The sequence below is a fragment of the Janthinobacterium rivuli genome (assembly GCF_029690045.1).
GTDB lineage: Bacteria > Pseudomonadota > Gammaproteobacteria > Burkholderiales > Burkholderiaceae_D > Janthinobacterium > Janthinobacterium rivuli.
Window position 1 is genome coordinate 2,461,663 of record NZ_CP121464.1, and the last position, 26,205, is coordinate 2,487,867.

At 66.4% G+C, this 26,205-nt stretch carries 18 protein-coding genes and 2 tRNA genes; 11 read left to right on the forward strand and 9 right to left on the reverse strand.

Annotated features, from left to right (window positions below; translation table 11 throughout):
* The first annotated feature begins 119 nt into the window (after positions 1 to 119).
* Positions 120 to 728, forward strand: coding sequence for a hypothetical protein (locus P9875_RS11335; protein ID WP_278318417.1), 609 nt, complete (start codon positions 120 to 122; stop codon positions 726 to 728).
* 68 nt (positions 729 to 796) lie between these two features.
* Here the strand turns inward: P9875_RS11335 and P9875_RS11340 are convergent.
* The 5 genes from P9875_RS11340 to P9875_RS11360 form a co-directional block, all read right to left on the reverse strand.
* Positions 797 to 873 (reverse strand) — tRNA-Met (locus tag P9875_RS11340).
* A gap of 143 nt (positions 874 to 1,016) precedes the next feature.
* Positions 1,017 to 1,093, reverse strand: a tRNA-Met gene (locus P9875_RS11345).
* 46 nt (positions 1,094 to 1,139) lie between these two features.
* Positions 1,140 to 2,318: a class I SAM-dependent methyltransferase gene (locus P9875_RS11350; protein ID WP_278318418.1), complete on the reverse strand. Its 1,179-nt coding sequence runs from the start codon at positions 2,316 to 2,318 to the stop codon at positions 1,140 to 1,142.
* A 59-nt stretch (positions 2,319 to 2,377) separates the two neighbouring features.
* Positions 2,378 to 3,205: a hypothetical protein gene (locus tag P9875_RS11355; protein ID WP_278318419.1), complete on the reverse strand. Its 828-nt coding sequence runs from the start codon at positions 3,203 to 3,205 to the stop codon at positions 2,378 to 2,380.
* A 61-nt stretch (positions 3,206 to 3,266) separates the two neighbouring features.
* On the reverse strand, positions 3,267 to 3,476 hold the full coding sequence (locus tag P9875_RS11360) for a hypothetical protein (protein ID WP_034755039.1): 210 nt from the start codon (positions 3,474 to 3,476) through the stop codon (positions 3,267 to 3,269).
* A 178-nt stretch (positions 3,477 to 3,654) separates the two neighbouring features.
* On the opposite strand from P9875_RS11360, the gene P9875_RS11365 reads away from it, so the two are divergent.
* Positions 3,655 to 3,822, forward strand: coding sequence for a hypothetical protein (locus P9875_RS11365; protein ID WP_166449232.1), 168 nt, complete (start codon positions 3,655 to 3,657; stop codon positions 3,820 to 3,822).
* A 4-nt stretch (positions 3,823 to 3,826) separates the two neighbouring features.
* On the opposite strand, the gene P9875_RS11370 is transcribed toward P9875_RS11365, so the two are convergent.
* The 3 genes from P9875_RS11370 to P9875_RS11380 form a co-directional block, all read right to left on the reverse strand.
* On the reverse strand, positions 3,827 to 7,594 hold the full coding sequence (locus tag P9875_RS11370) for an AAA family ATPase (protein ID WP_278318420.1): 3,768 nt from the start codon (positions 7,592 to 7,594) through the stop codon (positions 3,827 to 3,829).
* A gap of 16 nt (positions 7,595 to 7,610) precedes the next feature.
* Positions 7,611 to 8,837: an exonuclease SbcCD subunit D C-terminal domain-containing protein gene (locus tag P9875_RS11375; RefSeq protein ID WP_278318421.1), complete on the reverse strand. Its 1,227-nt coding sequence runs from the start codon at positions 8,835 to 8,837 to the stop codon at positions 7,611 to 7,613.
* Positions 8,838 to 8,904: 67 nt separating this feature from the next.
* Entirely contained in the window at positions 8,905 to 12,006 is a 3,102-nt protein-coding gene (locus P9875_RS11380) for a PAS domain-containing protein (RefSeq protein ID WP_278318422.1), read from the reverse strand.
* A gap of 201 nt (positions 12,007 to 12,207) precedes the next feature.
* Between P9875_RS11380 and P9875_RS11385 the strand changes: the two genes are divergently transcribed.
* Complete coding sequence (locus tag P9875_RS11385; RefSeq protein ID WP_099402734.1) at positions 12,208 to 12,579, forward strand: YajD family HNH nuclease; 372 nt, start codon at positions 12,208 to 12,210, stop codon at positions 12,577 to 12,579.
* A gap of 20 nt (positions 12,580 to 12,599) precedes the next feature.
* Positions 12,600 to 13,268: a response regulator gene (locus tag P9875_RS11390; RefSeq protein WP_278318423.1), complete on the forward strand. Its 669-nt coding sequence runs from the start codon at positions 12,600 to 12,602 to the stop codon at positions 13,266 to 13,268.
* A gap of 63 nt (positions 13,269 to 13,331) precedes the next feature.
* Here the strand turns inward: P9875_RS11390 and P9875_RS11395 are convergent, their stop codons facing one another.
* Positions 13,332 to 15,485, reverse strand: coding sequence for a TonB-dependent receptor domain-containing protein (locus tag P9875_RS11395; protein WP_278318424.1), 2,154 nt, complete (start codon positions 15,483 to 15,485; stop codon positions 13,332 to 13,334).
* Positions 15,486 to 15,655: 170 nt separating this feature from the next.
* On the opposite strand from P9875_RS11395, the gene P9875_RS11400 reads away from it, so the two are divergent.
* From P9875_RS11400 to moaE, 7 genes are all read left to right on the forward strand, one after another.
* The gene (locus tag P9875_RS11400; RefSeq protein ID WP_278318425.1) at positions 15,656 to 17,008 is read left to right on the forward strand and encodes an ATP-binding protein; all 1,353 of its coding nucleotides are present in this window, start codon (positions 15,656 to 15,658) and stop codon (positions 17,006 to 17,008) included.
* Positions 17,009 to 17,081: 73 nt separating this feature from the next.
* Positions 17,082 to 18,365: a winged helix-turn-helix domain-containing protein gene (locus tag P9875_RS11405; RefSeq protein WP_278318426.1), complete on the forward strand. Its 1,284-nt coding sequence runs from the start codon at positions 17,082 to 17,084 to the stop codon at positions 18,363 to 18,365.
* On the forward strand, positions 18,362 to 19,354 hold the full coding sequence (locus P9875_RS11410; RefSeq protein ID WP_278318427.1) for a DUF2804 domain-containing protein: 993 nt from the start codon (positions 18,362 to 18,364) through the stop codon (positions 19,352 to 19,354). Before P9875_RS11405 ends, P9875_RS11410 begins: the two co-directional genes overlap by 4 nt.
* A gap of 113 nt (positions 19,355 to 19,467) precedes the next feature.
* Positions 19,468 to 22,134 (forward strand): bifunctional acetate--CoA ligase family protein/GNAT family N-acetyltransferase, encoded by a 2,667-nt coding sequence (locus P9875_RS11415; RefSeq protein WP_278318428.1) that lies wholly within the window; start codon positions 19,468 to 19,470, stop codon positions 22,132 to 22,134.
* Positions 22,135 to 22,250: 116 nt separating this feature from the next.
* Positions 22,251 to 22,907, forward strand: a complete 657-nt coding sequence (locus P9875_RS11420) for a hypothetical protein (protein ID WP_176389765.1) — start codon at positions 22,251 to 22,253, stop codon at positions 22,905 to 22,907.
* 192 nt (positions 22,908 to 23,099) lie between these two features.
* Positions 23,100 to 25,685: a DUF349 domain-containing protein gene (locus P9875_RS11425; RefSeq protein WP_278318429.1), complete on the forward strand. Its 2,586-nt coding sequence runs from the start codon at positions 23,100 to 23,102 to the stop codon at positions 25,683 to 25,685.
* Complete coding sequence (gene moaE / locus P9875_RS11430) at positions 25,682 to 26,155, forward strand: molybdopterin synthase catalytic subunit MoaE (protein WP_278318430.1); 474 nt, start codon at positions 25,682 to 25,684, stop codon at positions 26,153 to 26,155. The genes P9875_RS11425 and moaE overlap by 4 nt, the downstream gene beginning before the upstream one ends.
* Positions 26,156 to 26,205 lie beyond the last annotated feature (50 nt).

A 26,205-nucleotide genomic window follows, 5' to 3' on the forward strand; every position in this document is an offset into this window, starting at 1 on the left:
AAGTTTCCTTGGCGCAAGCTTTCATGTGAGAAAATGCGGCTTGTCGATGTGGTGCGGAGCGAAAAATGATGTGGATGGTTGGCGGTGCCCTGGTTCTCCTGGTCGCCAGATTCTTATGGTTGGCCTTTTTTCACCGGGTCAACGCGATGTCGCGCCAGGCGGAACTGATGAACTGGCTCGACATCGGCCGGGTGTCGAATCCCGATGGCGGCAAGGATATCCTGTTGGCGCGAAACGAGCGCGGCGCCCGGATCGACTGGCGCACGGGCGAAGTCTGGCTGATGAATCCCAAGGTGGCCGAGCCGTTTGCCGATTTTCTCGCCGTCGAGCGCTGGCTGACTATGCGCGACATGCCGACGGCGGACAAGCCGGCCGCAGCCGCGCCTGCGCCAGCGGAACCCGAAGCGGCGCCTGAACCCGGCCCCGTGCGCGACACCTTGCCGGCCTTCCAGCAAAAGGTCGACGCTTGCCTTGCCAAGGCCGAGGGCGGCCAGGAGTTGCTGGAAACCAAACAGGCGTTCGAGGCGGGCAGCGAGCCCTATCTTGAAGCGTCGACGGAATTGAGCAAGACGGCGCTGGAGCTGGAAGTGTCGCCGGCGATGGTGGCCACGTTCCATATCAGCGCCTTTGCCGCGCTGGCCGAAACGGCGGGCGCCGACAAGCTGGAACGGGTGGCGGCCAGCCTGCATGCGGCGGCCAGGCAGATCAGGGCCAGCGTCGCCGCATAAAAGTACTGGCCCGGCCTGAAATGAAAAAACCGCTGAATCCCTTGCAGGAGTCAGCGGTTTTTATGTATTGGTTGCGGGGACAGGATTTGAACCTGTGACCTTCGGGTTATGAGCCCGACGAGCTGCCAGACTGCTCCACCCCGCAGGCGAATTATATACCAGTTTGTTGCATTGCGAAAGAGCGCATTGCAAGCGGGGGCATTTGGTGTGCAGGAGGGGCATGGACATGCTGCGCCGCAATGGAAAAAGCCGCCGATCCCCTTGCAGGAATCAGCGGCTTTTATATGTTGGTTGCGGGGACAGGATTTGAACCTGTGACCTTCGGGTTATGAGCCCGACGAGCTGCCAGACTGCTCCACCCCGCAGGCGAATTATAGCGGGGTTTGCTGCAATGCGCAATGGCTGACTGGATTACGCCGCCGCCAGGCGCCACAGCGAGGTGATTTCCTGCGAGCGGGCCGCATGCAGGCTGTCCGTCGCATCCTGCGCGCGCGGGTGCGTGGGTTTCACGTCCAGGCGGTCGATGACCTTCAAGCCCGCTTGCGTGATCCATTCCAGTAATTGCGCGCGCGGGCGCAGTCCCAGGTGCTCGGCCAGGTCCGACAAAATCAGCCAGCCTTCGCCGCCCGGCTCCAGGTGGTCGGCCAGGCCGGCGAGGAAGCCGCGCAGCATGCGGCTGTCCGGATCGTAGACGGCGTATTCGATCGGCGAGCTTGGGCGGGCCGGCAGCCATGGCGGATTGCACACGACGAGCGGGGCGCGGCCGGCGGGGAACAGGTCGGCCTGCACCACCTCGACCTTGTCGATCACATCGAGGCGGGCCAGGTTTTCGCGCGCGCAGGACAGGGCGCGCGGGTCCTGGTCGGTCGCGACGATGCGTTGCACGCCGCGTTGCGCCAGCACGGCGGCCAGCACGCCCGTGCCGGTGCCGATGTCGAAGGCCAGCTTGGCGCGCGCGGGCAGCGGCGCTTCCATCACCAGGCCCACGTATTCGCCGCGGATGGGCGCGAACACGCCGTAGTGCGGGTGGATGCGCTGGCCCAGGGCCGGCAGTTCCACGCCCGTGCGGCGCCATTCGTGCGCGCCGATCAGGCCCAGCAGCTCGCGCAGCGAGGCGACGAACGGCTCTTCGCCGCGGCCATATGCTTCATTGCACGCCAGTTTCACGTCCGGCGCGCGGCGCAGCGGAATCGTGTAGTCGGCGTCAAAAGGCAGCAGCAGCATGGCCAGGGTGCGGGCGCGCTGCGACTGGGCCTGGCGGTGCAAGTGAAACGCTTCCGTGGCCGTCGGTTCCGGCTTGGCCAGCTTGGCGGCCTTGGCCTTTTTGCTCGGTTTGTCGTTCTTGTGGTCGGCGCGCCGCGCCAGCGCCTGCAGCAGCTGGCGCGCATTCTGGAAGTCGCCGCGCCACAGCATGGCCGTGCCTTCGCAGGCCAGGCGGTAAGCCTGGTCGGCCGTCGTGCGGTCATCGGCGATGACGACGCGCTTGGGCGGCGGCATGCCGCTTTCCGAGCGCCAGCGGGCCGAATGCTCGGCGCCGTTTTCGCTCCAGTGGATCTGCGGATGAACGGTAGGTGAAGAAGTGTCGGACATGGGATTCAATCGATAGAAGGTGGGCGCGCGGCATGGTCGCCTGCGCAGGCCGTCTTCCATTATACGTTGCTGGCCGTGCTGCTAGCGGTGTCGGTGCCATAGGCCAGCGCCAGCGCACGGGCGCGCGCCTGCTCTTCCTTGGCGGCGTCGACCGCTGTATCCGGCTGCACCAGCTTGAGCAAACGCAAGCTCAAGCTGCCCGCCAGGTCGCCATCCTTGGCGCTGGCGCTGGCGTCATCGGCGCTGCCCTGATAGAGATTGCTTTGCAATTGCTGGCCCAGCAGCTTGAACAGGTCGTGCAGATTGCCGGCGAAATGCGTGTCGGGCAACTCTTTCTCAGGCAGGTTTGTGTCATCGGCGGAGCCTGCTTCCTCGGCGGCATTCTGCGTTTGCTCAAGCATGCCCGCGCTGATGTTCGATTGATATTGCACTTCCACTTCGAAGTCGAAGGTCTGGCCATCGGCCGTCGTGATCTTGCCCTTGCCGATGAAATGGGCGTTTTCATCGAGGCTGAAGGCGGCCGCGCGGCTGCTGCCGCCCGCGCCCGAGACGCTGGCGCTGCCACTGCTGAAGCTGGAGCCGGCTTGCAGGTCGACGGAATCGAAGGAGACAGTGGCGCCATCGCCAAATAGCTGGCGCGTCATGTTGTTCAGAAAATCCTGCGCCACGTCGACGGTGGCGTTGCCCAGCGCATCGGTGCGTTGCGACAGTCCCCTGGCCGACAGGTCCAGGCCATTTTTCGACAGCGCCACCACGTCTTGCGCCGTGCGCTGCATCAGGGGCGAGCCTGCCAACCCCGTGGCGCCGCTGCCCGTGCGGGACGGCTGCTGGCCAGCCAGCGTATTCGAGGCGGGTTGACGGCTGGCGAGGGCGGGAAGCTGGGACATGGCGGTTTCTCAATGAGCGAAGTACCGTTATTAACGGCGTTCTACGCCCATTCTTTAACCATTAGTGGTGGTGCGACCAGCTACCGTCCGCCGACTCCAGGTAAGACTTGACGGCATCGGCCTGGCCCGTGGCATGGCGCTTGAGTTCGCCGCATGCGCAAATGCCCTGGTACGGCTGGATATGCGAGCAGGCGGAGACTTTTTGCAGGTAGACCTGCATGGATTTGTGACATTTTACGCACTTGAAGGTGAGGCTGCGGGCGGCTTTCATGGGGTTCCTTGAACTGTTGCGGGGCGTAGAGTTCATCTGCGCGAAGGCGGCGATTTTAACGCACTCCAGCCATCGTTACACGTTGTTGCATCTGCGCCACGCACACGTCAACTGAATCCGCGCCATCACGTTGAGCGTATATGGGAGGTCGTCTGACCGCCATTGAAGAGGTAGCACCATGGACAAGCATGACAAGGAAAAGCCTGCACAGCCCGCCAAGGAGCTGGTCAGGAAGTGGCTGAAAGCGGAGCTGGAACAGCGCCGGCCGCCGCCCGACCCCGAGCAGATCCGCCGCGAACTGGGCTGGGATATGCTCAGGCTGTGCCGGGAGCCGGCCAGCCGCTAGCGGCCTAGCGCACCGTCACCACGCTCTTACCGCCGGATCCCGGCTGCACAAGGATGCGGGTGGCGATGCGCTCCGTCATTTCCTGTACGTGCGAGATGACGCCCACCTTGCGGCCCATCGCTTGCAAGCCGTCGAGCGCATCCATGGCCACGCGCAGGGTTTCCGTGTCCAGGCTGCCGAAGCCTTCGTCGATGAACAGCGATTCCACGCGCACGCGGTTCGAGGACAGCGAGGCCAGGCCCAGCGCCAGGGCCAGCGAAACGAGGAACGATTCGCCGCCCGACAGCGAATGCACGGAGCGCAGCTCGCCGCCCATGTCCTGGTCGCGCACCATCAGGCCCAGCGATGGATTGTTCGGGTTGTCGATGCGTTCCAGCTGATAGCGGCGCGCCAGGTGGTTCAGGTGCGCGTTGGCATAGCCGAGCAGCACTTCCAGCGTGAATTGCTGCGCGTAGTTGCGGAATTTCTTGCCGTCGGCCGAGCCGATCAATTCATTCAGGCTGGCCCAGCGCCGCTCGATGACGGCTTGCGCCTCGATCTGCGCCAGCATCGCTTGCGCGCTGTGGCGCCGTGCGTCGTCCTGCGCGATGGCCAGGCGCAAGCGCGTCGCTTCCTGGTTCGCCGCCTGGCGTTCCTGCAGCAGCGCGTCGAGCGCGGCCTGCAGCACGGCCACGTCCATTTCCAGCGCCTCCGGCGGCTGTTGCACGTGCATCGCCAGTTGCTGCCGGCGTTCGGCCAGCACGGAAACGGCAGCCGTGTGGCGGTCGGCGATCACTTGCAGGGCGTCGCGTTCGGCGCGCATGGCGTCCGGCGCGATGGCCAGGCGCGCGCGCAGCGCGTCGAGCGTGGCGGGCGCGTGGCCGGCGTGACGCTGCTGGAACTGCTGCAGCCAGTCGTGCAGGGCGGCGGTGGCGCCGTGTTGCTGTTCCCGCAAGGCGGCCAGGCGCTGTGCCATCTGCGCGCACGCTTCATCGAGGCGCGTGCGCTGCTGGCTGGCCGACTGCGCCGCCGTTTGCTGCTGCGCCAGCTGTTCTTTGGCCTGGGCGATGGCGCCTGCCAGGCTGCGCTCGACCTCGGCCACGCTCTGGCCCTGCCATAGCGCGCTGCGCCGCGTTTGCAGTGCCGTGCGCTGTTTATCGGCGGCCGCAAAGGCGGCGTGGGCTTCCTGCGCCGTGTGCTGCGCCTTGCCGGCGGCCAGCAGCGCCGCTTCCAGTTGCGCGGCCAGGGTCGCCAGCGCGTGGCCGCGCTGGTCCTGGTCCGTTTGCTGTTTCAGCCATTGCCGGCTTTCCGATTCCCGCGCCGCGCGGAAGGCGGCCGGACCGGCGCGCCAGTTGTCTTTCCAGCCTTCGGCTCCTTCCACGTCGTCAAACGCGGCATCGAGCTGCGCCAGCAAGGCATCGAGCGCGGCGCGCGCCGTCTCGCCCTTGTCGGCGTTGCCCGCTTGCTGCGCCTGCAGCTGGGCCAGCCGCGCTTGCGCCTCGGCGACGGTGCTGGTGCAGCGCGCGTGCTCGCTGGACGCCAGTTCATGCGCCGCCTGCGCCTGCTCGCGCAGTGTACTGGCCTGGCGCAGCGCCGCTTCCTGCTGCGCCAGCGCCTGCAAGCCTGCCGCATTGGCCACCAGTTGCTGCGCGAACCAGTCCGCGCGCTGGTCTTCCTGCGGCAGCGGCAAGATGTCGGCATGCGGCTGCCACTGTGCATTCAGGCTGTCGATGATGGACGGCAGTGCAGATAGTTCTTCCGCCGTCTGCGCCTTTTCGTGCAGATGGGCGGCCAGTGCCGCCTTGTGCGTGGCCAGCCGTTCCAGATTGCCGCGCGCCTGCGTGCGGCAAGCCAGCACCTCATCCTGCAAGCTGGCCAGCATCGCCTGCAAGGCCTCGTCGGCGTGGCCAGCGTGGATATATGGGTGTTCCAGCGCGCCGCAGACGGGGCAGGGCTGCTCGTCCTGCAAGGTGGCGCGCAGCTGCGCGACGCTGGCCGCGCATGCCGCTTCCGCGCCTTTCAACGATTTTTCCGCCTGCGCCAGGCGCGCTTCCAGCAGCGCCGTTTGCGCCGCTTCCACTGCCAGTGCCGTGCTTTCCGTTTGCGCGGCCTGCGCCAGTTGGGCTGCCTTCGCTTGCCAGTGCGCCAACGCCTGCTGCTGGCGCGCCAGTTCGCTCCAGGTTTTTTCCGCGCTGCTCAACATGCGCGCGTGTGCCTCCAGCTGGCCGCGCTGTTCCTGCAGCCCCTGGCCATCGATGGCTTGCATGGCCGCCAGCGCCTCGCGCCGTTCGGCATCGCGCAGCGCCAGCGCGGCCGCGGCGCTGTCCAGCGCCGTTTGCGCCGCCTGGGTGGCGTCAAAGGCCAGGCGCACCTGGCGCGCCGATGCTGCCATGCTGGCCTCGGCCGCATCGGCTTGCGCGGCCGCTTGCCCGGCCTGGGCAAACAATTGATCCCACAACTGCCACGATTGCGCCAGCGCCTGCCACTGCTGGTGCGATGTCAGCCACTGGCGGCCCGTTTCCTGCTCCGCCTGCATGGCCTGCTGGCGCTGCTGCAGATCGTGCAAGGTGGCGCGCGCCGCCTCGTTGGCCTGGTCGGCGGCCAAGGCGCCATCTTGCGCCTGGCGGTGCGCGGGCAAGTGGGCCGCAATGCCTGCGTCGAGCGCCTTGGCCTGGTCGAGCAGGGGTGCCGCATCGCGCAGCGCCGCTTCCCTGGCCAGCAAGTCCGCCGCCGCCAGCTGCACGGCCTGCGCCAGCTGCGTCTCGCTGGCCACGGCTTGTGCGGCCTGCAGGCGCGACGCTTCCAGCGCGGCGCCGGTGCTGGCGATCTCGCCGGCCAGGCGCGCCACGCCGTCGATCAGGGGCCGCGCCGGCTGCAGCAATTCCCACTGCGCCAGCGCTGCGCGGCGCTCTTCGGCGGCGGCCCGTTCGGCATCCGCGCCATCGAGTACTTCCTGCGCCACTGTTATCTGGCTTTGCAGCTTGTGCGTCTCCTGGTGCCAGCGCTGCTGCAGTTCCAGTACGGCCTTGCGCAAGTCGATGGTGTGCAGGGTGGCTTCGGCCGCCTCGCCCAAGGTTGCCGTCTCGGCCCGTTCTTCCGGCGACAATGGCCGCTGGTCGGCCAGCTTTTCGCCCAGGCGTTCGAGGACCTGCTTTTCCTTTTTCGCCCGCTCGAAGGCGCGCATGGAAATGTCGGTATAGATGCTGCTGCCGGTCAGGGTTTCCAGCAACTCGCCCCGTTCATTGTCTTCCGTCTTGAGGAAGGTGGAAAACTCGTTCTGCGCCAGCAGCACGGCGCGCGTAAACTGGTCGAACGACAGGCCGATGCGCTTTTCGATTTCTTCCTTGACTTCCGTCTTGGTGCCGCCGATGGGCTGCAGCGCGGGCAGCTGGTGCAAGCTCATGGCGGTCGCCTGCAGCGCCCCCTCCGCCTTGGTGCGCGAGCGGCGCACGCTCCAGCGCGCGCGGTAGCTTGCGCCGTCGTTGCCGACGAAGTCCACTTGCGCGTAACCGTCCGGCGTGCCGCGGCGCAGCAGGGTGCGCGTATCCTGGGCATTGACGGTTTCCTTGCCCACGTCGGGCAGGGCGCTGCCCCGTCCCAGCACTTTCAGCAAACGCGGCGTGGCGTCGTACAGGGCCAGGCACAGGGCGTCGAGCAGGGTGCTCTTGCCCGCGCCCGTGGGACCGCTGATGGCGAACAGGCCGGATGACGCCAGCGGTTCCTGCTGGAAGTCGACTTCAAATTCGCCGGCCAGCGAGGCCAGGTTCTTGCCGCTGATTTTCAGGATTTTCATGGTTCTTCAGTTGCGCTCACGCGCCGGGCAGCAGCAGTTCGGCCAGGGCCGACAGTTGTTCGGGTGGCGCTTCCTTGCCATATTTTTGCAGGTACAGGCGGCGGAAGATGTCGTCGGGCTGCAGCTGGCCCAATTGGTCTAGCGTCATGTTCTCGGGCGCGCTGCTGCGCGCGGCGCTCGACGTTTCGATCTTCGCCAGGCGCACGGGCTTGCCGTCGAGCGCCGTTTCGATGCGCGTGCGCAGGCCCGGTTCCGGCGCATCGAGGCGCACGCGCACTTCCAGGAAGGGCTGCGCTTCGGCTGGCGCGGCGGGCACGTCGAGGGCGGCCAGCTGCGCCAGTACCTCGTTGATGGGCGCCGGCGTGGCGGGCACGCGCAGCAGGGGTACGGCGCGCGGCACTTCGATGGCGCGCACGGACTGCAGCGCTTCGCCGTCGATGTCGAGGCACAGCACCTGGTGGCGGTAGTTCACCTCCGCGAAGGACAGGGGAATCGGGCTGCCGCAGTAGCGGATGTGCTCCTGGCCGCCCACGGCCTGCGCCTTGTGCAAATGGCCCAGCGCCGCATACGCGATGGCGGCGTCAAAAATCCCCGACGGCAGCATCTCCGTGCCGCCGATGACGATGCGGCGCTCGGAATCGTTCGACATTTCGCCGCCCACCATGTGGCAGTGGCCCATGGCAAGGATGGCTTGGCCGGGCTGGCGGCGCGCCAGCGCCAGGTCCGTCAATTGCCGGTACAGCAGGGCGATGCCGCCCAGGTAGGCATCCTGCGTATCGCCGGCCGGCAGTTTCGGCACGTCGCCGGGGCGCAAAAAGGGCACGGCCAGGCACCAGGCTTGCACTTGCCCGTCGGCGCCCGCCAAAGGCAGCAGCAGGCGTTCCAGGTCGATATTGCCTGCCTCGCCGCGCAGCAGATGGCCAATCACGTGCGTGCCATGCGCGGCCAGCAGGGGGCCGGGCGCTTCCAGCCGCCCCGCCGAATCGTGGTTGCCGGCGACGACGACCAGTTGCAGCGCGGGCAGGCGCGCGCGCGCCTGCTGCAGGAAGACATATAACTGCTTTTGCGAGGCGGCCGACGGGTTGGCGTTGTCGAACACGTCGCCCGCCACCAGCAGCACGTCGGCCTGTTCGGCGACGAGCGTGTCGAGCAGCCAGTCGAGGAAGCGCTGGTGCTCGTAGCCCCTTTCAAAATTGTGCAGGGTCTGGCCCAGATGCCAGTCGGAAGTGTGCAGCAGGCGCATGGTGTGGCAAGGGTAGGGGAGACAGGCGCCAATATAGCAGGAATGACGGCATGCGCCAGTGGCTATATCAAGCCGTCAAGGCGCCGGCGCGATAGGTATTCCTGCCATCCTGCTTGGCCTTGTACAGCAGCACGTCGGCCCGCTGCAGCAGTACGGCGGGCGAAATGTCTTCGTCGCGGTAGAAGGCCAGGCCGATACTGGCGGAAATGCGCACGGTGATGCCATCGAGGTCGAACGGCTGCTGCATGGCGGTGACGATTTTTTCCGCCAGCACGGCCGCGTCGTCGGGCCGGGTGATCTGTTCCATGATGATGGTGAATTCGTCGCCGCCCAGGCGGGCGATGATGTCGGTGGCGCGCATGGTCTGCGTCAGGCGCTGGGCGAAGGCGCGCAGCAGGGCGTCGCCGGTGCCGTGGCCGTGCGTGTCGTTGACGGGCTTGAAGCGGTCGATATCCATGTACATGACGGCCATCAGGTGCTGCTGCTGGCGGCTCGCGTGCATGGCGTCGCTGAGTTTTTGCTGGAAGCCGGCGCGGTTCGACAAGCCCGTCAGCGCATCGACCTGGGCCAGTTTCAGCAGGCGCTGTTTTTCGCGCTTTTGCACGGTGATATCCTGGCGCATCACGTGAAAGCCCACCACCTGCAGCTTGTCTTCGCCGATCTGCGGGATGTAGATCACTTCCATGCAGCGCTCGATGCCTTCCTTGTCGTCTTCTTCCTCGAAGCTCAACGTTTCGCCGGCCAGCACTCTTTCGATATACGGCGCCACCGTGCCGTAGCGCGCCTCGCCCACCGTGTCGCGCACGCTCTTGCCCAGCACCAGCTTGCCCGTCAGGCCGAATTCGCGTTCATAGGCGATGTTCAGGAAGCGGTAGATCTGGTCGGCGTCGATGTAGGCGATCATGGCCGGCAAGGTGTCGGCGATGGTGCGCAGGCGCGCTTCGCTTTCCAGCAGCGCCACTTCCGATTCGCGCAAGGTGGTGATGTCGTCCAGGGTCCCCACGTAGCCTTCGATCTGGCCGTCGATGAGGATGGGGGCGATTTTGACGGATACCCACACCAGCCTGCCGTCGCGCTGCAGGCAGCGCAGGGTGGACTGGAACGGCGCATGGCTGCGCGTGAGCTGTTCCAGCGCCACGTGCATCAGCGGATAGTCGTCCGGATGCAGGGCGCTGGTCCAGCCGGCGCCCAGGGCGGCCGCGCGCGGCAGGCCCGTGATCGATTCGAAGGTGCGGTTGACGTAGGTGCAGCGGCGCTGGCGGTCCAGGCGCACGAGGCCGAGCGGCGAGGCGTCGTTGACGGCGGCCAGCTCGGCCTGTTTCTGCCGCAGTTCCAGCTCCTGCTGGCGGCGCTGCGAGATATCCTCGGCGATGCACAGGATATGTTCGATCTGCTGGCGCTCGTCGAACACGGGCACGGAGACGGCGCGCAGGTAGCGCAGGCTGCCGTCCGCCAGGCGCAGCGGCTTTTCCGTATGGTCGATGACGCCGTGCTCGGCCAGGATGGCGCGGTCGTCCTCGGCATCGTGCAGGCCGAAGTCGGGCGGGAAGGCCTGGCAATCGGTCTTGCCGATGACGTCGGCGGCCAGGTGGCCGGTGATGTCCTCGGCCGCCTTGTTCCACACTTCCATCTGGCCGAAGTTTTCCGGGCGCGCGCTTTTCACGTAGACCAGCACGGGCAAATGGTCGATCAGCGACTGCAGGAAGCTGCGGTTATCCTGCAGCGCCAGTTCGTCGTGCTTGCGCGCGCTGATGTCGCGCGAAGTGACTGCCACGCCGTCGGTGATCGGCACCACCTGGTGGCGCAGCCAGCGCGTGCCGCCCGAGGCCAGCGGCAGCTCGAATTCATCTTCCAGCGGCTGGCCCGTTTCCATCACCAGCACGAAGCGCTTGAAGAAACGCTCGCCGCGCAGCAGCGGCATCTGCTGCAGCACGCGCTGGCCCAGCAGTTCGGAGCGCGGCTTGCCCAGCATGTCGGCGGCCCGCTCGTTGATGTCGGCAAAGGTGAAGTCTTCCACCGGCTTGCCTGGCGCGGGGCGCCAGGCTTTGAGCAGCAGCACGGCATCGAGGCTGCCCTGGTGCGCCGCGCGCAGCAGCGCCTGCGTTTCCGTGGCCTGGCGGATGCTGCGGCGCAGGCGCGCGCTCTGGCGCATCAGCAGGGCCGTGAAGCCGGCAATGAGTACGCTGGCGGCGAGCAGCGCGCCCACATACACGAGGCGGCGGTGTTCGAAGCGCGCCAGGGCGACGGCGCGGCTCACGCCCACCACGGCCAGCAGCGGGTAGCGCGGCAGCTCGTGGTAGCTGTAGATGCGCGGCGTCGCATCGACGGGCGGTTCGATCAGCGGTTCTTCGGACGCGTGTTCGGGTGGTCCCGGCATGCGGAAGTCGATGCGGTCGCTGAGTATCAATTGCTCGCCGATGCGCCCCACCGTCAGGCCGCTGTCGCGCGCCACCAGCATCAGCGCGCCATGCTCGTCGAGGTTCAGGCGGTCGTAGTCGTCGACGAAATACGTGGGGTCGACGAGGATGACGATGGCGCCGGCGAAGCGGCCCCGCGCATCGTTCAGGCGGCGCGCCAGGCGGATGGTCCAGCGCTTGCCGTCCGCGTCGAGCATGGGGGTGTCGACCAGGGCCGTGTCGGAGGCATTGGCGGCCAGCGCTCTGAAAAAAGGCTGCGCGGCCAGGTTTTCCGGCAGATAGGCGTGGGCGCTGTCGAGCACATTGCCGTGCGCGTCGATGAGAGCGATCGGCAGTTCCAGCTTCGATGGCAGCACGCTGTCGAGCAGGCCCTGGCGGCGCGTGAATTCATTCAGGCGCAGGCCGCCGCCCGTTTCCTCGTATTTGAGCTTGAACAGCTGCGTGGCGTGGTCCGTCTGGCGCAGGGTGAAACTGGTATGGTCGGCCAGGGTGCGCGCCAGCGTCTGGCTGACGGCCACGGCGTCGCGCACGGCGCTGGCCCGCTCCTGGCCCACCTGATAGTAGACGGCCGCCCACAGCGCCAGCAGCAGGATGAGCGCGAACAGGGGCACCAGACTGATGCGGTACAGGCGGCGGGCAAGGCGTTGCAGGGGTCTCGTTATCGCTATCACGGGCGCTTGCAGGCTAGATTCATGGAAAAAGGGAGGGGCGGCGTGGCGCGCATGATAGCCGAAATCGGCTGCCTTGCGCATAAGCCCTTCGCCGCCACGCCCATCGTCTGTTCGCGGTCTGTCGCTGGGCTTATTTTGCGTTAAATCAAGTAATTGTGGTGCCGCGCACGCTAAAAAAAGCACGCCGGCGGCGACAGGGGCTGGCGGCGTGGCAGAAAAAGTACAATTGCGCCCCCATCCTCATTAAAATGGGCGCTTCTACCTCCCATATCGAAAGTTGTCATGCAGAGTAAAAAGCCCGATGCGGCACGGCTGGACAAGATCGTGGCCGAAGCGCGCCGCGCCGCCGACCAGCGCGAGAGCGGCTACCGCGAGCGCTCGCTGAAGATGTATCCGTGGGTGTGCGGCCGCTGCATGCGCGAATTTACGCGCGCCAACGTGCAGCAGCTGACCGTGCATCATCGCGACCACAACCACGACAACAATCCGTCGGACGGCAGCAACTGGGAACTGCTGTGCCTGTATTGCCACGACAATGAGCACTCGCGCTACCTGGAAGCGGACCGTGGCGCCGGCCTGCTGTCGGCCGAGGTGGCGCCCGCCACGCACAATCCGTTTGCCGCGCTGGCGGGCCTGATCAAGAAAAAGGACTGAGCGGGCCGCGCCGCTTCCCCATGCGCATCTTGCTGACCGAAGACGACCCGCAGCTGGGCCGCGCCACGCAAATCGGCCTGGAACAGGGCGGCTATGCCGTCGACTGGGTCACCAGCGCCGAACACGCCCATACGGCCGTGCGCCTGCACGACTATGGCTGCATCCTGCTCGACCTGGGCTTGCCGGGGCAGGACGGCATGCAGGCGCTGGGCGTGCTGCGCGACAACGGCTACAGCGGCGCCGTGCTGGTCGTCACGGCGCGCGACACGGTGGGCGAGCGCATCGCCGGACTCGACGCGGGCGCCGACGACTTCATCGTGAAACCGTTCGACCTCGACGAACTGGCCGCGCGCATCCGCAGCGCCTGCCGCCGCGCCGCGGGCCGCCTGCGCGAAAATCTCGTGCACGGCGACCTGGTGCTCGATATCGCCGACCGGCAGGTGACGCAAGGGGGCTTGCCCGTGCTGCTGACGGTGAAGGAATTTCGCATCCTGCAACTGCTGCTGGAACACGGCGGCCGGGTGCTGAGCCGGGAACAGCTGGAGAAAAACCTGTACAGCTGGGGCGGCGAGGTGGAAAGCAATGCCGTGCAAGTGCACATCCACCACCTGCGCAAGAAGCTGGGGCGGGACCTGATACGCACCGTGCATGCGATCGGTTATTGCATCGACAAGCCGAAAGCGGCCTGACAAAGAAAACGGGCCGCCCTGAGGCAGCCCCTTGTGCTCTATGGCTGGTCAGCCATCAACGCATCAGAAATCGACGGTCGCCGACAACCACAGGCGGCGTCCGTCCAGGCTGTTGACATAGCGGTTGGCGTAGGTCAAGGTCGGCGCCGATGAGCCACGGTACGGCTGGTAGTCGATGAAGTCCTTGTTGAGCAAGTTGTACACGGCCGCGTTCAGCGTGACGCGTTTGTTCAGCTGGTAGCTGGTGCCCAGGTGCAGCATGGTGTAGCCCTTGTAGTCGCCCAGCGCGGCCTTGGCGGCGCGCGTGGAAGCCGAGGTGCCCGGATCGCGGAAGCGCTCGCTGCGGTACTCGGCGCGCAGCCAGCCGTTCCACTCGCGCGAGATATCCCACGACAGGCGCGCATTGACGGCGTGCTTGGGCGTGTCGCTCAGGGGCTTGCCCGCGTTGCTGCCGCTCTTCTGTTCGCTTTCCGTGTACGTGTAGTTGGCGCTGGCCGACAAGGTCTTGCCCAGCGGGAAGCGCGTGTTCAGCTCGACGCCGCGCGTGACGGCCTCATCCACGTTGACGGATTGGCCAAACGCATCGACGTTGGGCCAGTTGCCAAAGCTGACGCAGCCGGGACGGTTGGGCGAAGGGCGGTAGTCGCAGTTGACGAGGCCCGTGCCCGTCGTGATTTTGTCCTTGAACTCATTGTTGAACAGGGAGCCGCTGGCCGTCCAGCCGGCCAGGTTGTCGAAGTAGGCGCCGATCTCCGTTGTCGTGCTCGTTTCCGGCTTCAGGTTCGGGCTGCCGACGAGGGGAATCGTGCCCTGGCCGCCAAAACCGTTGATGCCTGGCGACAGTTGCTCCACGCGCGGCGTCTTGTAGCCCTTGCTGACGCCGCCCTTGACGGTCCAGCGTGGCGTTGCGTTCCACACGGCATAGGCACGGGGGCTGGTCTGGCCGCCGAAGATGCTGTGATCGTCATAACGGGCGCCGAAGGTCAGCGCGACGTTCTCCAGCACTTGCCATTCATCTTCCACGAACAGGGCTTTTTGCGTGAATTCGAATTTTTTCGGCGCCACGCCATCCGTCATTTCCGCCTTCCACCATTGCGCGCCGACGGTCGCCATGTGCTTGCCCAACGGCATGACCAGCTTGGTGTCGAACACCTGGCTTTCCACTTCCAGGGTGCGCGCGCTGCCGGCCACGGCGCCGGGCGTGCCTGGCGGAATCGTGCGGCCCAGGGTTTCCGTCTTGTTCACCATATAGCTGCTATCCAACGTGCCGAAGCCGAAGCGGCCCGTGTGCGACAGGATCCACTGGTCGCGGTTGTATTTCTGCTCGGGACCGTAGCCGCCTTGCAAGCCCAGGGTGCCCAGCTGCTTCTTCGAATTGTCGTAGGTCTGGCGGCCCGCGTCCGCGTCGAGGATGACGGTGTGGTAGCGGTTTGGCGTGAAGGCCAGGCGCGCGCCAAAGTTTTCAATGTCCGCACGCACGGGGTTGGCGCCCATGCTCGGCACATTCGCCCCTCCGGCCGCGTCGTTGTAGCGGATGTTGGCCGCATCGCGGCGCTGCTTGCTGCCGCGCAGGGACAGGCCCAGCAGGTCGGTGGCGATGGGGCCGCTCAGGTAGAAGCGGCCGTTTTTTACGTCGCCGAAATCGGATTCTTCCTGCACGGTGTAGTCAGCAGAGATAGAACCCATCCACTGCTTGCCCACCTTGCGCGTGATGATGTTGATCACGCCGCCCATGGCGTCCGAGCCGTACAGGGTCGACATGGGGCCGCGGATGATTTCGATGCGCTCGATGGCGGCCAGCGGCGGCATGAAGCTCGTCTGCGTTCCGCCGAAGCCGTTCGGCGTGACGTTGCCGGCCGCGTTCTGGCGGCGTCCGTCGATCAGCACCAGCGTGTAGTCGCTGGGCATGCCGCGGATGCTGATGTTCATGCCGCCCGTCTTGTCGCCCGCCGCGCCCACGTCGATGCCTTCCACGCTTTCCAGCGCCTGCGTCAGGTTGCCGAAGCGCTCCTTCGACAGTTCCTGGCGCGTCAGCACCGTGATCGATGCCGGCGCCTGCTTGATGTCCTGCTCGAAACCGGAAGCGGAAACCACCACTTCGGGCATGCTGGCCGGCGCGCCCGTCTGGGCGTGCGCCGGCAGGCAGGACAGGGCGGCCAAGGCCAGGGCCAGGGTGGTGGGACGCGGCAGGCGCGCGCGGCGGGGGCTGTTGGACATGCAAACTCCTGATGGTGGATGAGTTATCGGTTGATGTTGCTGCTGCAAGCTAATGGGAATCATTGATGCAATAAGAATCATTTACAATTGCGCCCATGGTTACCCAAAAAATATTTCGCTCCGGATCTTGCGCAGAAGTTCTTAAGAGATTCTTAACGGCTGGCGGCGGCGTGAAAACATGGTCGCTGCGGCGCACCCTGCTGGCCGTGCTGCTGGGCCTGACCCTGGCCCTGTGGGTGGGCAGCGCCGCCATCGTGTACGTGGAAGCGCGCCGCGAAAGCCAGGAGTTGTTCGACCAGTCGCTGATCGAGACGGGACATTTGCTGCTGTCGCTGGTGGAAAAGGATGTGCGCCAACACGGCTTGACGGGACCGATCGACCTGCCGCTGCGCGGCCAGCCGAATCCCCACCAGTATTTGCTGTTCAAGGTACGCGACGCGCAACAGCGCGTGCTGTACCGCAATGACGCGGCGACCGACATCGCCCTGTCGCGCAGCGCGCCGGACGGCCTGTCGTGGACCAGCATAGCCGGCCAGCGCTGGCGATTGTTTTCGCTGTGGGACCCGCAGCGCAGCCTGCAACTGCTGGTGGCCGAGCCGACCAGCCACCGCGACGACATCAGCCGTGGCTTCTTTTACCGCATCGCCGTGTTCGGCCTGCTGCTGGTGGCGCTGGCCACCATCGCCATCTGGTGGAGCATCCACCGCGTGTTTCGCGTGCTGCAGGCGTCCGCCGATGAAGTGTCGGCGCGCACGCCTGATGAACTGGCCGACGTCAGGCTCGCTGGCGCGCCCGCGGAGCTGCATCCGCTGCTGCTGGAAATAAACCGCCTGTTCGGCAGGGTGCGGCAAAGCCGCGACAACGAGCAGCGCTTCACGGCCGATGCGGCGCACGAGCTGCGCACGCCGCTGGCCGCCATCAAGACCAATCTGCAAGTGCTGCAGCGGGCCCGCAGCGCGGACGAGCGCGAGGAATTCATCGCCGCCCTGGGCGCCAGCGTGGAGCGGGCCACGCGCCTCGTCAACCAGTTGCTGGCGCTGGCGCAGCTCGATCCGCAGTCGCAGGCGGAGACAGCGCTGGCGCCGGGCGACCTGGCCGAGCTTCTGTCTCGGCAGGCCGCGCAGTGGCAGGCGCTGGCCGCGCCATACGGGCTGTCGCTGGCCGTGAGCCTTGCGCCGGCGCCGTGCGCGCTGCATGCGGGCAGCCTGCATATCCTGCTGCGCAACCTGGTCGAGAATGCGCTGCGTTACACGCCGGCGCCGGGCTTTGTGGCCGTCAGCTGCGGCGTGGAAGCGGGGCGCAGCTACCTGCGCGTGGCCGATACGGGGCCGGGCGTCGCCGAGGAATTGCATGAGTGCGTGTTCGAACGCTTCGTGCGCCTGGGCGGCGGACAGCTGCCCGGCAGCGGCCTGGGATTGTCCATCGTGCGCCGCATCGCCGAACGGCATGGCGCGCAGATTGTTCTTGGCACCGGCTTGCAGGGCCGGGGGCTGGCGGTGACGGTCATGTTTCCCGCAGCCTAGCGTGGCCAGCGGCCGCGCGATCCGATAGCGATAAAACGCACAAGCGACGGGCAGAATGCGGTATCTTTCTGTTATGCACAGCCCCCACCAGCCCATTCCTTCCGCAGTCCCCTCCTTGTCGCTGCCCGCCGCGCGCGCCTTGCACCTGGCCGCGCAGGGCTTGCTGCAGGCGCGGCGTAAAAAGGCTGTGAAGGCCGACGTGCTGGCCGCCATCCGACAGATGGGCGTGCTGCAGATCGACACCATCCATGTGGTGGCGCGCAGCCCGTATCTTGTGCTGTGGAGCCGGCTGGGCGACTATCCGCAGCCGTGGCTCGAGCAATTGCTGGCCGAGGGCGCGCTGTTCGAGTACTGGGCGCATGAAGCGTGTTTCGTGCCCATCGAAGACTATGGCTTGTACCGCCACCGCATGCTTGATCCGGCCGCCATGGGATGGAAGTATTCCGTCAAATGGATGGCCGAGCAGGGGGACGCCGTCGCTTCGGTGCTCGAGCATATCCGCGCCAACGGCGCCGCGCGCTCGGCCGACTTTGAACGCACGGATGGCAAGGCGGGCGGCTGGTGGAGCTGGAAGCCGGAAAAGCGCTCGCTCGAAGTCTTGTTTACCTCGGGCGTGCTGATGATCGCCAGGCGCCATCAGTTCCAGCGCTATTACGACCTGGCCGAACGCGTCTTGCCGGGCTGGCACGACGGCTTGCTGCCGCCGGAAGAACAGGTGCGCCGGCACCTGCTGCTGGCCAGCGTGAAGGCGCTGGGCCTGGCGCGGGCCAGCTGGATTAGCGACTACTTCCGCACCAAGCAGTCGCGCGCCAGCCTGGCGCACGACTTGCAGGCGCTGGTGGACGAGGGCGCGCTGCTGCGCTGCACGGTCGATGGCTGGATGGACGCCGTGTACGTGCATGCGGATCATGCGCAATTGGCGCGCGACGCGGCCGCCGGCAAGCTGGCCCCCACCCTGACGACGATCTTGTCGCCGTTCGATCCTGTCGTCTGGGACCGGCGCCGCGCGCTGGAATTGTTCGGCTTTGACTACCGGCTCGAATGCTACACGCCCGCTGAAAAACGCCGCTATGGCTATTTCACCTTGCCGGTCTTGCGCCGCGGCGCGCTGGTGGGACGCCTGGACGCCAAGGCGCACCGCGCGCAGGGGCGCTTCGAGATCAAGTCGCTGGCGCTGGAAGACGGGGTGCGTCTCAGTGCCCGCCTGGTGCAGGACGTGGCCGGCGCCGTGCAGCGGCTGGCGCTCTGGCATGCCTGTCCCGATATTGATATTGCGCAGGCGCAGCCGGCGCTATTTGGCCAGCAGCTGGCCGAGGCCCTGCACGACGGCGGCGCTGCCGCAAGGCAGGCCGCATGACGCTGCCAGCTGCTCCTTCCCATCTGCTCGACGCCGACGGCCAGCCCCGCTTCGGCCGCTACACGGGCCAACTGGACGCCTTCGACTGGGCCGCGCTGGCGCCGCCCTATGCGCGCGGCGCCCTCTGGCGGCTGTTCCACCACAAGCGCTGGCATTACGTGGCCCTGTCCACGCCCACCCTGTTCTGCGGCGTGGCCATCGTCGACCTGGGCTGGACCAGCACGGCCTTCGCGTATGCCTTCGACCGCCACAAGGGCAAGATCGTGGCGGCCTTTTCGCAGGATGGCGTGCCGGGCCTGTCCGCTACTGTCGCGCCGAACGCTGGCGCCAGCAGCCGTTTCCGCGTCCTTTCGCAAGTGATCTCCATTGAGGCCCTGCCGCAGCAGCGCTACCATTTGCGGCTCGATTGCGGCCATTTCGGCATCGACGCGGAATGCGGCCCGCCCGTGGCGCCCACCTTGCTGGCCGTGGGCCCCGTGGGCGAGGGCGGCAGCGTGCATGCGACGCAAAAGTCGGGCGGCCTGCCCTTGTGGGGCACCGTGCGCTGCGGCGCCATGGGCTACAGCCTCGATGACGGCGTGGCCAGCTTCGATTATTCGAACGGGCTGCTGGCGCGCGAGACGGAATGGCGCTGGGCCTCGGCGCACAGCCTGGACCTGGGTTTCAATCTGCAGGCTGGCTATTTCGGCGCGCATGAAAACGCGCTGTGGCTCGATGGCCAGCTGTATCCGCTGGGCCGCGCGCATTTTGACTTCAATCCCGACAATCCGCTGGCGCCGTGGCATGTGTGGACGGACGACGATTTGCTGGACCTGCACTTCAAGCCGGAAGGCGCGCGGCGCGAGGATAAAAACCTGTGGATCGCCGCCAGCCGCTACATCCAGCCGATCGGCACGTTCAGCGGGTGGGTGCGCGCCAGCGCGGAGTCGCCCAAGCGCATCGTGGCGCAATTGGCCGGGGTGACGGAAAGCCACCGCTCGCGCTGGTAGTAGGCGCATGGTTTTTTGTGAAACGCATCGCAAGGTCAAATTTTTTTGGCAACGCATCCTTTACACTGGGGCGTTACCAAGCAAGCCACTCCGGCAATCCATGAGGCCAGAACATGAGCATCCGTAATCTCGACAAGCTGTTCAAGCCGGCCTCGGTGGCCCTGATCGGCGCCACGGCGCGCGAGCGCAAGCTGGGCGCCATTGCCCTGTACAACCTGCTGGGCGGCGGCTACCAAGGGGAAATCTGGCCCGTGAATCCCAAGTATGACGAGCTGATGGGCCTGAAATGCTACCGCAAGCTGGCGCACTTGCCCAAGGCGCCGGACCTGGCCATTATCTGCACGCCGCCCGCCACCATCACGGCGCTGATCCGCGAACTGGGCGCGCTGGGCACGCGCGCGGCCATCGTCATGACGTCGGGCCTCGACCCCGTGCGCGAGCAGTCGCTGCGCCTGGCCATGCTGAAGGCGGCCAAGCCGCATTTGCTGCGCATCCTCGGCCCCAACAGCATGGGGCTGCTGGTGCCGAAACTGGGCTTGAACGCCAGCTTCGGGCATCTGGGCGCGACGAGCGGCAAGATCGCCTTCGTCTCGCAATCGGGGGCGCTGGTGTCGGGCGTGCTCGATTGGGCCAATGCGCATGGCGTGGGCTTTTCCAAGTTCATTTCGCTGGGCGCCAGCTACGACATCGATTTCGGCGACCTGCTCGATTACCTGGCCGGCGACATCGACACGGCCGCCATCCTGCTGTACATGGAAGACATCCAGGCGGCGCGCAAATTCATGTCGGCGGCGCGGGCGGCCGCGCGCAGCAAACCCGTCATCGTCCTGAAAGCGGGGCGTGAGGCGGAAGGCGCGGCCATGGCGGCCTGGCATACGGGCGCGCTGGCCGGTTCCGACGCCGTGTACGACGCGGCCATCCGCCGCGCCGGCATGCTGCGCGTGTATTCGGCCGAAGAACTGTTCGACGCCGTGGAAACGCTCACGCACATCCGCTCGCAGCGCGGTGAGCGCCTGGCGATTTTGTGCAATGGCGGCGGCCTGGGCGTGATGGCCACCGACGCGCTGGTGAGCAGCGGCGGCAAACTGGCCGAACTGTCGCCCGATACCGTCATCGCGCTGGAAAAGGCGCTGCCACGGGGCTGGTCGCACGACAACCCCGTCGGCTTGCCCGGCGACGCGGCCGTGCAGCGCTATGCCGACGCCATCAAGCCCTTGCTCGACGAGCCGCAGGCGGACGCCTTGCTGCTGCTGCATGCGCCCACGGCCATGGTGTCGTCGATCGACATCGCCGAAGCCGTCACGCCGCTGATCAAGGCGACCTCGCGCACGGTGCTGTCGTGCCTCTTGGGCGGCACCACCGTGGCGCCCGCGCGCCAGGTCTTTAACCGGGCCGGCATTCCCACCTACGACACGCCGGAAAAGGCCGTGCATGGCTTCATGCAGATCGTGCAGTACCGGCGCAACCAGGAAACCCTGATGCAGGTGCCAGCGCAATTACCCATGTCGGCCACGCCGCGCCGCGCCAGGGTGCGCGAAATCGTCGCCGCCGCGCTGGCGGCCGGCCAGACGGTGCTCGGCGAATGCCGCTCGAAAGAGATTTTGGCTGCTTACGGCATTCCCGTCGCCACCACGCGCATGGCGGCCGACGTGGAAGAGGCGCTGGCCGTGGCGGCCGACATCGGCTATCCCGTCGCGCTGAAAATCCACTCTCCCGACATCGCCCACAAATCCGACGTGGGCGGCGTGGCGCTCGACCTCGACACGCCCGACATCCTGCGCACGGCCGCCGCCGCCATGCTCAAGCGCGTGCGCCGCATGCGTCCCGACGCGCTGATCGACGGTTTTACCGTGCAGCAGATGGCGCGCCGGCCGCAATCGCATGAATTGATCGTCGGCGTGACGACGGACGCCGCCTTTGGCCCCGTCATATTGGTGGGGCAGGGCGGCATCGCCGTGGAGGTGACGGCCGATCACGCCATCGGCCTGCCGCCGCTGAACATGGTGCTGGCGCGCGACATGCTGGCGCGCACGCGCGTGTCGAAACTGCTGGCCGGCTACCGCAACCAGCCGCCGGCTGACATCGACGCCATCTGCTACACCCTGATCCAGGTGGCCGAACTGGTGGCCGACATCGGCGAACTGGCCGAACTCGATATCAATCCGCTGGTGGCCGACGCGGACGGCGTGATCGCCCTCGACGCGCGCATCCGTTTGCAGCCGGGCCAGCAGCGCGACCGCCTGGCCATCCGCCCGTATCCGCAGGAACTGGAAGAGCAGGTGACGTGGATGGACCAGCCGATTCTGCTGCGCCCCATCCGCCCTGAGGACGCGCCGCAGCACATGGACCTGTTCCACGCGCTGGACCCGGACGACGTGCGCCTGCGCTTTTTCACGTCCATGCGCGAGCTGCCCGTGTCGCAGCTGGCGCGCCTGACGCAGATCGATTACGACCGCGCCATGGCCTTCATCGCCACGCACACGGGGCCGGACGGCAAGCCGGAAACCCTGGGCGTGGTGCGCGCCGTGGCCGACCCGGATAACATTCACGCCGATTTCGCCATCGCCGTGCGCTCGGCCCTGAAGGGCAAGGGGCTGGGGCACATCCTGTTTGAAAAGCTGGTCGACTACTTCCGCAGCCGCGGCACGGAAGCGCTGGTGGGCGAGGCCATGGCGCGCAACAAGGGCATGCAGCGGCTGGTGAAAAGCTTTGGCGGCGAAGTCACGCCGTCGGAAGAGCCTGGCGTCGTGAACCTGCATATCGGTCTGCGCGCGCCGTAAAAGAATGCGCGGCTGGCCCGCCGCGGGTTTGTGCAGGATCAAGCCCACCCCTGTCGGTAGTCTTTACACTTTCACTTCCAGGATGAGACATCCAGCGCGTTTTCGGGAGTGAGTGCATGCTTACGGCAACATATATATTGGTTTCCCTGTCGGTGGAACAGGCCAGCATCCGCTTGAGCTTGCTGGCTTTTCAGAAGTACATGCATGTGCAGCTGCGCCATCAGAGTCAGCTCAGCCTGGCGCAACTGCAATATGCGGGCGACTGGCTGAACCGGCTGTACCAGGGGGGCTACTGGCGCAAGGTGGAGATGTATCTGATCCCCGCCATCCGCCAGGCCGCACCGCATGCCGACGGCTTGCTCAATGAGCTCAATGGCTTGAACCATGCGGCGCTGGAAAGCATCAACGTGGTGCAGCAGCGCGCGGGCGCCGCCATCGACCATTCCGAATTGCAGGCCGGGCAGCTGTGCGCCGCCATCGACGCCTTTTGCGCGGCCTTGCTGCAGCGCCTGGAAAAGGAAGAGCGCGAGCTGTTCGCGCTGGCGCGCAAGGTCATCGTCGGCGAAGCGTGGTTCGCCATCGCCTACCAGTTCCTCGCCCACGATGCGCGCGCGCAGGAAGCGCGCCGTGGCAAGGCGCAAGTGCTGCCCTTTGTTTTGCCAGCGCCCTTGCCAGCGCCCTTGCAGGCAGCCGGCGGCAGCGCTGAAACGGCAGTGGATGGCGCCGCTTTCACGCCGCCCGTGCCGCCACAGCCGCTGCGTGCGCAGGCTTGAATGGGTAGCAAGCGCACACCCCGTCAGGCGCTATCTGCCGGGAGCGTTTTTGTGATGATCACTGGCGCACCGTCATAGGGAAAAGATATAGGGAAAGATTCGATTTATTCATTTGATAACTTGTTCAGTCCTGTCCGATGCAATACCCGGGGCTTTGTTATGATGGTGGTTTTGATCCACGCGAAACCCGTCATGTTCGAATTTCTCTTCAAGCGTTCTGCCAGCAAGACTGCCGCACCCGATCCTGTCGTGGCAGAACAGGCCGCCGCCTCGGCGCAGAGCGCATCGCGCCGCGCTGAACAGGTTGCGCGTGCCCATGCCGTGGCCGGCGACGAAGCCGCAGCTGCCGATTTCATCCTGTCCAGCGAATTTGCCGATGCCCGTCTGATCGCGGCCGAACACGTTCATGCCTTGCCTTTGCTGGAAAAAGTCCACCACGCCATGCGCAACACGGACCGCCGCGTGGCCAAGCTGATGCAGGGCCGCATCGACCTGATCCGCCACCAGGCGGCCGAGACGCAGCGCGCCCAGGCCAGCATTGACACGGCCCAGCGCCTGTTGAACGATGAAAAACTGAGCCCGAACCAGGTAGCCGAGCTGGACCGCCAATGGCAAGTCATCAAGGCTACGCCCGAGCTGGCGATGGCGTTTGCCGCCGCGCGCGCCGCGCTGGCCGCCCGCCTGGAAGCGCAAGTGCTGCTGCAGCGCGCCGTGATCGATGCCGTGGGTGCCATGCGCGCGCTGGCCAGCAATGGCCAGTCCGCCGACGAGCTGGCGCAGGCGCTGGCCCGCCTTGATGCCGACCATGCGCGGCATGCGCAATCGCCTGAGCGCGCTTCCTTGCCGAAACACCTGGAAAGCGATTTCAGCCAGGCGCGCGAGCAGGCGCAGTCCGCCTTGCAAGCGCTGCAGCAGCACCAGGCCGTGTTCGACGCGCGCCAGGCCGCGCTGGCCGAATGGCAGGCGCAGGATGCCGCCACGCTCGACGCGGACACCTTGAAACGCGCGTGGCAAGCCCTGCCGCGCCTGCCCGAATCGCCGTTGTCCGACAGCCTGCAGCAGCAATTCGCGGCCCTGCTGGCCAGCGCGCCGGCGCCCGTGCAGTCGGCGGCGCCAGAGTCCGCATCGGTCCACGCCGAGCCTGTACCTGTGCTGCGCAAGCCGCGCCAGGAGCACGCGCCCGTGTCGAAAGAGGCGACGGAGCAATTCTTCAAGGTGCTCGACGCCATGGAAGCGGCGTTGCAGGATGGCTTGCTGCACGTGGCTTCCGAGCATGACAAGACCTTGCGCGACACCAAGCACGGCCGTTTGACGCCGGCGCAAGCGGACCGTTTGGCCCATGTGCGCGGCGAATTCAAGCGCCTGGCCGACTGGGCGCGCTGGGGCGGCAACGTCTCGCGCGAGGAACTGGTCAAGGCGGGCGAGGAATTGCCGGCGCAGCAACTCCCGATGGCCGAGCTGGCCAAGAAAGTGGGCAGCCTGCGCGAGCGCTGGAAGTCGCTCGACACCCTGTCCGGCCCGGCGCCGAAGTCCCTGTGGGAGCGTTTCGACGCGGCCTGTAGCGTGGCGTATGCGCCAGCGGCCCAGCATTTCAAGCAACTGGCAGAAGAGCGTCACGGCAATGCGGCCAAGGCCCAGGAACTGATCGCGGAAACGGCGGCCCTGGCGGCCGAAGAGAGTACCGACTGGAAACACGTCGCCTCCGCCTCGCAGCGTTTGCGCCAGGCGTGGACGCGCCTGGGCACCATCGACCGCAAGGAAAAGAAACGCCTAGATACCGAGTTCGGCGCCGCGCTGGACGCCCTGTCGAAGCCGCTCGATACCCAGCGCCAGATCGAGACGGCGCGTCGCGAACAATTGATCGTCGAAGTGGGCTTGCTCAAGCCATCCGAGCGCAACACGGTCGACATGCTGAAAGCCTTGCAGGACAAATGGCAGGAACTGGCGAAAGCCCTGCCGCTGGAGCGCCGCGCGGAACAGGCGCTGTGGCAACGTTTCCGCGCCGCCTGCGACGACATCTTCGCCAGACGCAAGGAAACGGCCCACGCGGCCGACCACGAACGCCGCGAACACCTGCATGCGCGCGAAGCGCTGTGCGCCGCGCTGGAAACGGCCGTCGTGCCCGAGGGTGACGACAAGAGCCGCACATCCTTCATCAACCACTTGCTGCGCGACACGCGCGCCGCCTGGAATGCCACGGGCCCCGTGCCGCGCGCCAGCGAAGCGAAGATCGAGCAGCGCTACCAGGCGGCCGTGGCTGGCGTGCAAGCGCAGGCGGACGCCATCGCCGAACGGGCTGGCGCAGCGCAAGCCAACGCCCTGCGCGACAAGCTGCGCCTCGTGCAATCGCTGGAAGCGGCGCTGCTTGACGCCGGTGCCGCCACCGACGCGCAAGCGTGGAGCGAGCGCTGGAGCGCCTTGCCGCCGCTCGACGCCCAGTACGAACGCAGTCTGCAGCAGCGCTTTGCCGCCGCCCAGGCCGCGCTGGGCGAAGGCAGCGCCGCCTACGTGCAGCAATTGCAGTCGAACCAGGAGCGCTTGCTTGAGGAAGTATTACGACTGGAAATCGTCGCCGGCGTCGACAGCGGCGCCGAATTTGCCCGCGACCGCCTGAAAATGCAGGTGGAAGTGCTGCAATCGTCGCTCAAATCAGGCCAGAAGCCGCTCACGCAAGCGTCGCAGCTGATGCAGCTGTGCGCGATTGCCGCCGCCACCGATGCGCGCACGGCCAGCCGCATCGAAACCTTGCTGCGCCGCATTGGAGGCCATGCCAAATGAGTACCAGCGTCCGCATCCAGCAAGCTGATTTTGACTTGAGTCAAGAAATCGCACAATTGCGTGCAGGCAACCCCAAGGTGGGCGCTGTCGTCGGCTTCGTCGGCACGGTGCGCGACATGAACGAAGGGCTGGACGTGGCCGCCATGGAGCTTGAACATTATCCGGGCATGACGGAAAAGTCCATCGTCGCCATCGTCGAGCAGGCGCGGGAACGCTGGCCCCTGTCCGGTGCGCTGGTGATCCACCGCGTGGGGCCGCTGCTGCCACAGGAGCAGATCGTGCTGGTGGCGGTCTCGTCCGCACACCGGGGCGAGGCGTTTGCCGCCTGCGAGTTCATCATCGACTACCTGAAGACGGAAGCGCCGTTCTGGAAGAAGGAAGACACGCCCGAAGGGGCGCGCTGGGTCGATGCGCGCGACAGCGACGAGACGGCGCTGGACAAGTGGGCCGTAAAAACAAGCGCCATCTGAATCGTACGCGCCCCGCACCCTAGCTTTTGTCCAAAAGCATCGGTTTTCTG

Bases quoted from the DNA above. Each gene is read 5' to 3' on its own strand.
- P9875_RS11355 (WP_278318419.1), bottom strand. From the start codon at position 3,205: ATGTCCCAGCTTCCCGCCCTCGCCAGCCGTCAACCCGCCTCGAATACG.
- P9875_RS11360 (WP_034755039.1), bottom strand. From the start codon at position 3,476: ATGAAAGCCGCCCGCAGCCTCACCTTCAAGTGCGTAAAATGTCACAAA.
- P9875_RS11365 (WP_166449232.1), top strand. From the start codon at position 3,655: ATGGACAAGCATGACAAGGAAAAGCCTGCACAGCCCGCCAAGGAGCTG.
- P9875_RS11425 (WP_278318429.1), top strand. From the start codon at position 23,100: ATGTTCGAATTTCTCTTCAAGCGTTCTGCCAGCAAGACTGCCGCACCC.
- P9875_RS11415 (WP_278318428.1), top strand. From the start codon at position 19,468: ATGAGCATCCGTAATCTCGACAAGCTGTTCAAGCCGGCCTCGGTGGCC.
- P9875_RS11350 (WP_278318418.1), bottom strand. From the start codon at position 2,318: ATGTCCGACACTTCTTCACCTACCGTTCATCCGCAGATCCACTGGAGC.
- P9875_RS11420 (WP_176389765.1), top strand. From the start codon at position 22,251: ATGCTTACGGCAACATATATATTGGTTTCCCTGTCGGTGGAACAGGCC.
- P9875_RS11370 (WP_278318420.1), bottom strand. From the start codon at position 7,594: ATGAAAATCCTGAAAATCAGCGGCAAGAACCTGGCCTCGCTGGCCGGC.
- P9875_RS11380 (WP_278318422.1), bottom strand. From the start codon at position 12,006: ATGCGCAAGGCAGCCGATTTCGGCTATCATGCGCGCCACGCCGCCCCT.
- P9875_RS11385 (WP_099402734.1), top strand. From the start codon at position 12,208: ATGCAGAGTAAAAAGCCCGATGCGGCACGGCTGGACAAGATCGTGGCC.
- P9875_RS11395 (WP_278318424.1), bottom strand. From the start codon at position 15,485: ATGTCCAACAGCCCCCGCCGCGCGCGCCTGCCGCGTCCCACCACCCTG.
- P9875_RS11405 (WP_278318426.1), top strand. From the start codon at position 17,082: ATGCACAGCCCCCACCAGCCCATTCCTTCCGCAGTCCCCTCCTTGTCG.
- moaE (WP_278318430.1), top strand. From the start codon at position 25,682: ATGAGTACCAGCGTCCGCATCCAGCAAGCTGATTTTGACTTGAGTCAA.
- P9875_RS11410 (WP_278318427.1), top strand. From the start codon at position 18,362: ATGACGCTGCCAGCTGCTCCTTCCCATCTGCTCGACGCCGACGGCCAG.
- P9875_RS11375 (WP_278318421.1), bottom strand. From the start codon at position 8,837: ATGCGCCTGCTGCACACTTCCGACTGGCATCTGGGCCAGACCCTGCAC.
- P9875_RS11390 (WP_278318423.1), top strand. From the start codon at position 12,600: ATGCGCATCTTGCTGACCGAAGACGACCCGCAGCTGGGCCGCGCCACG.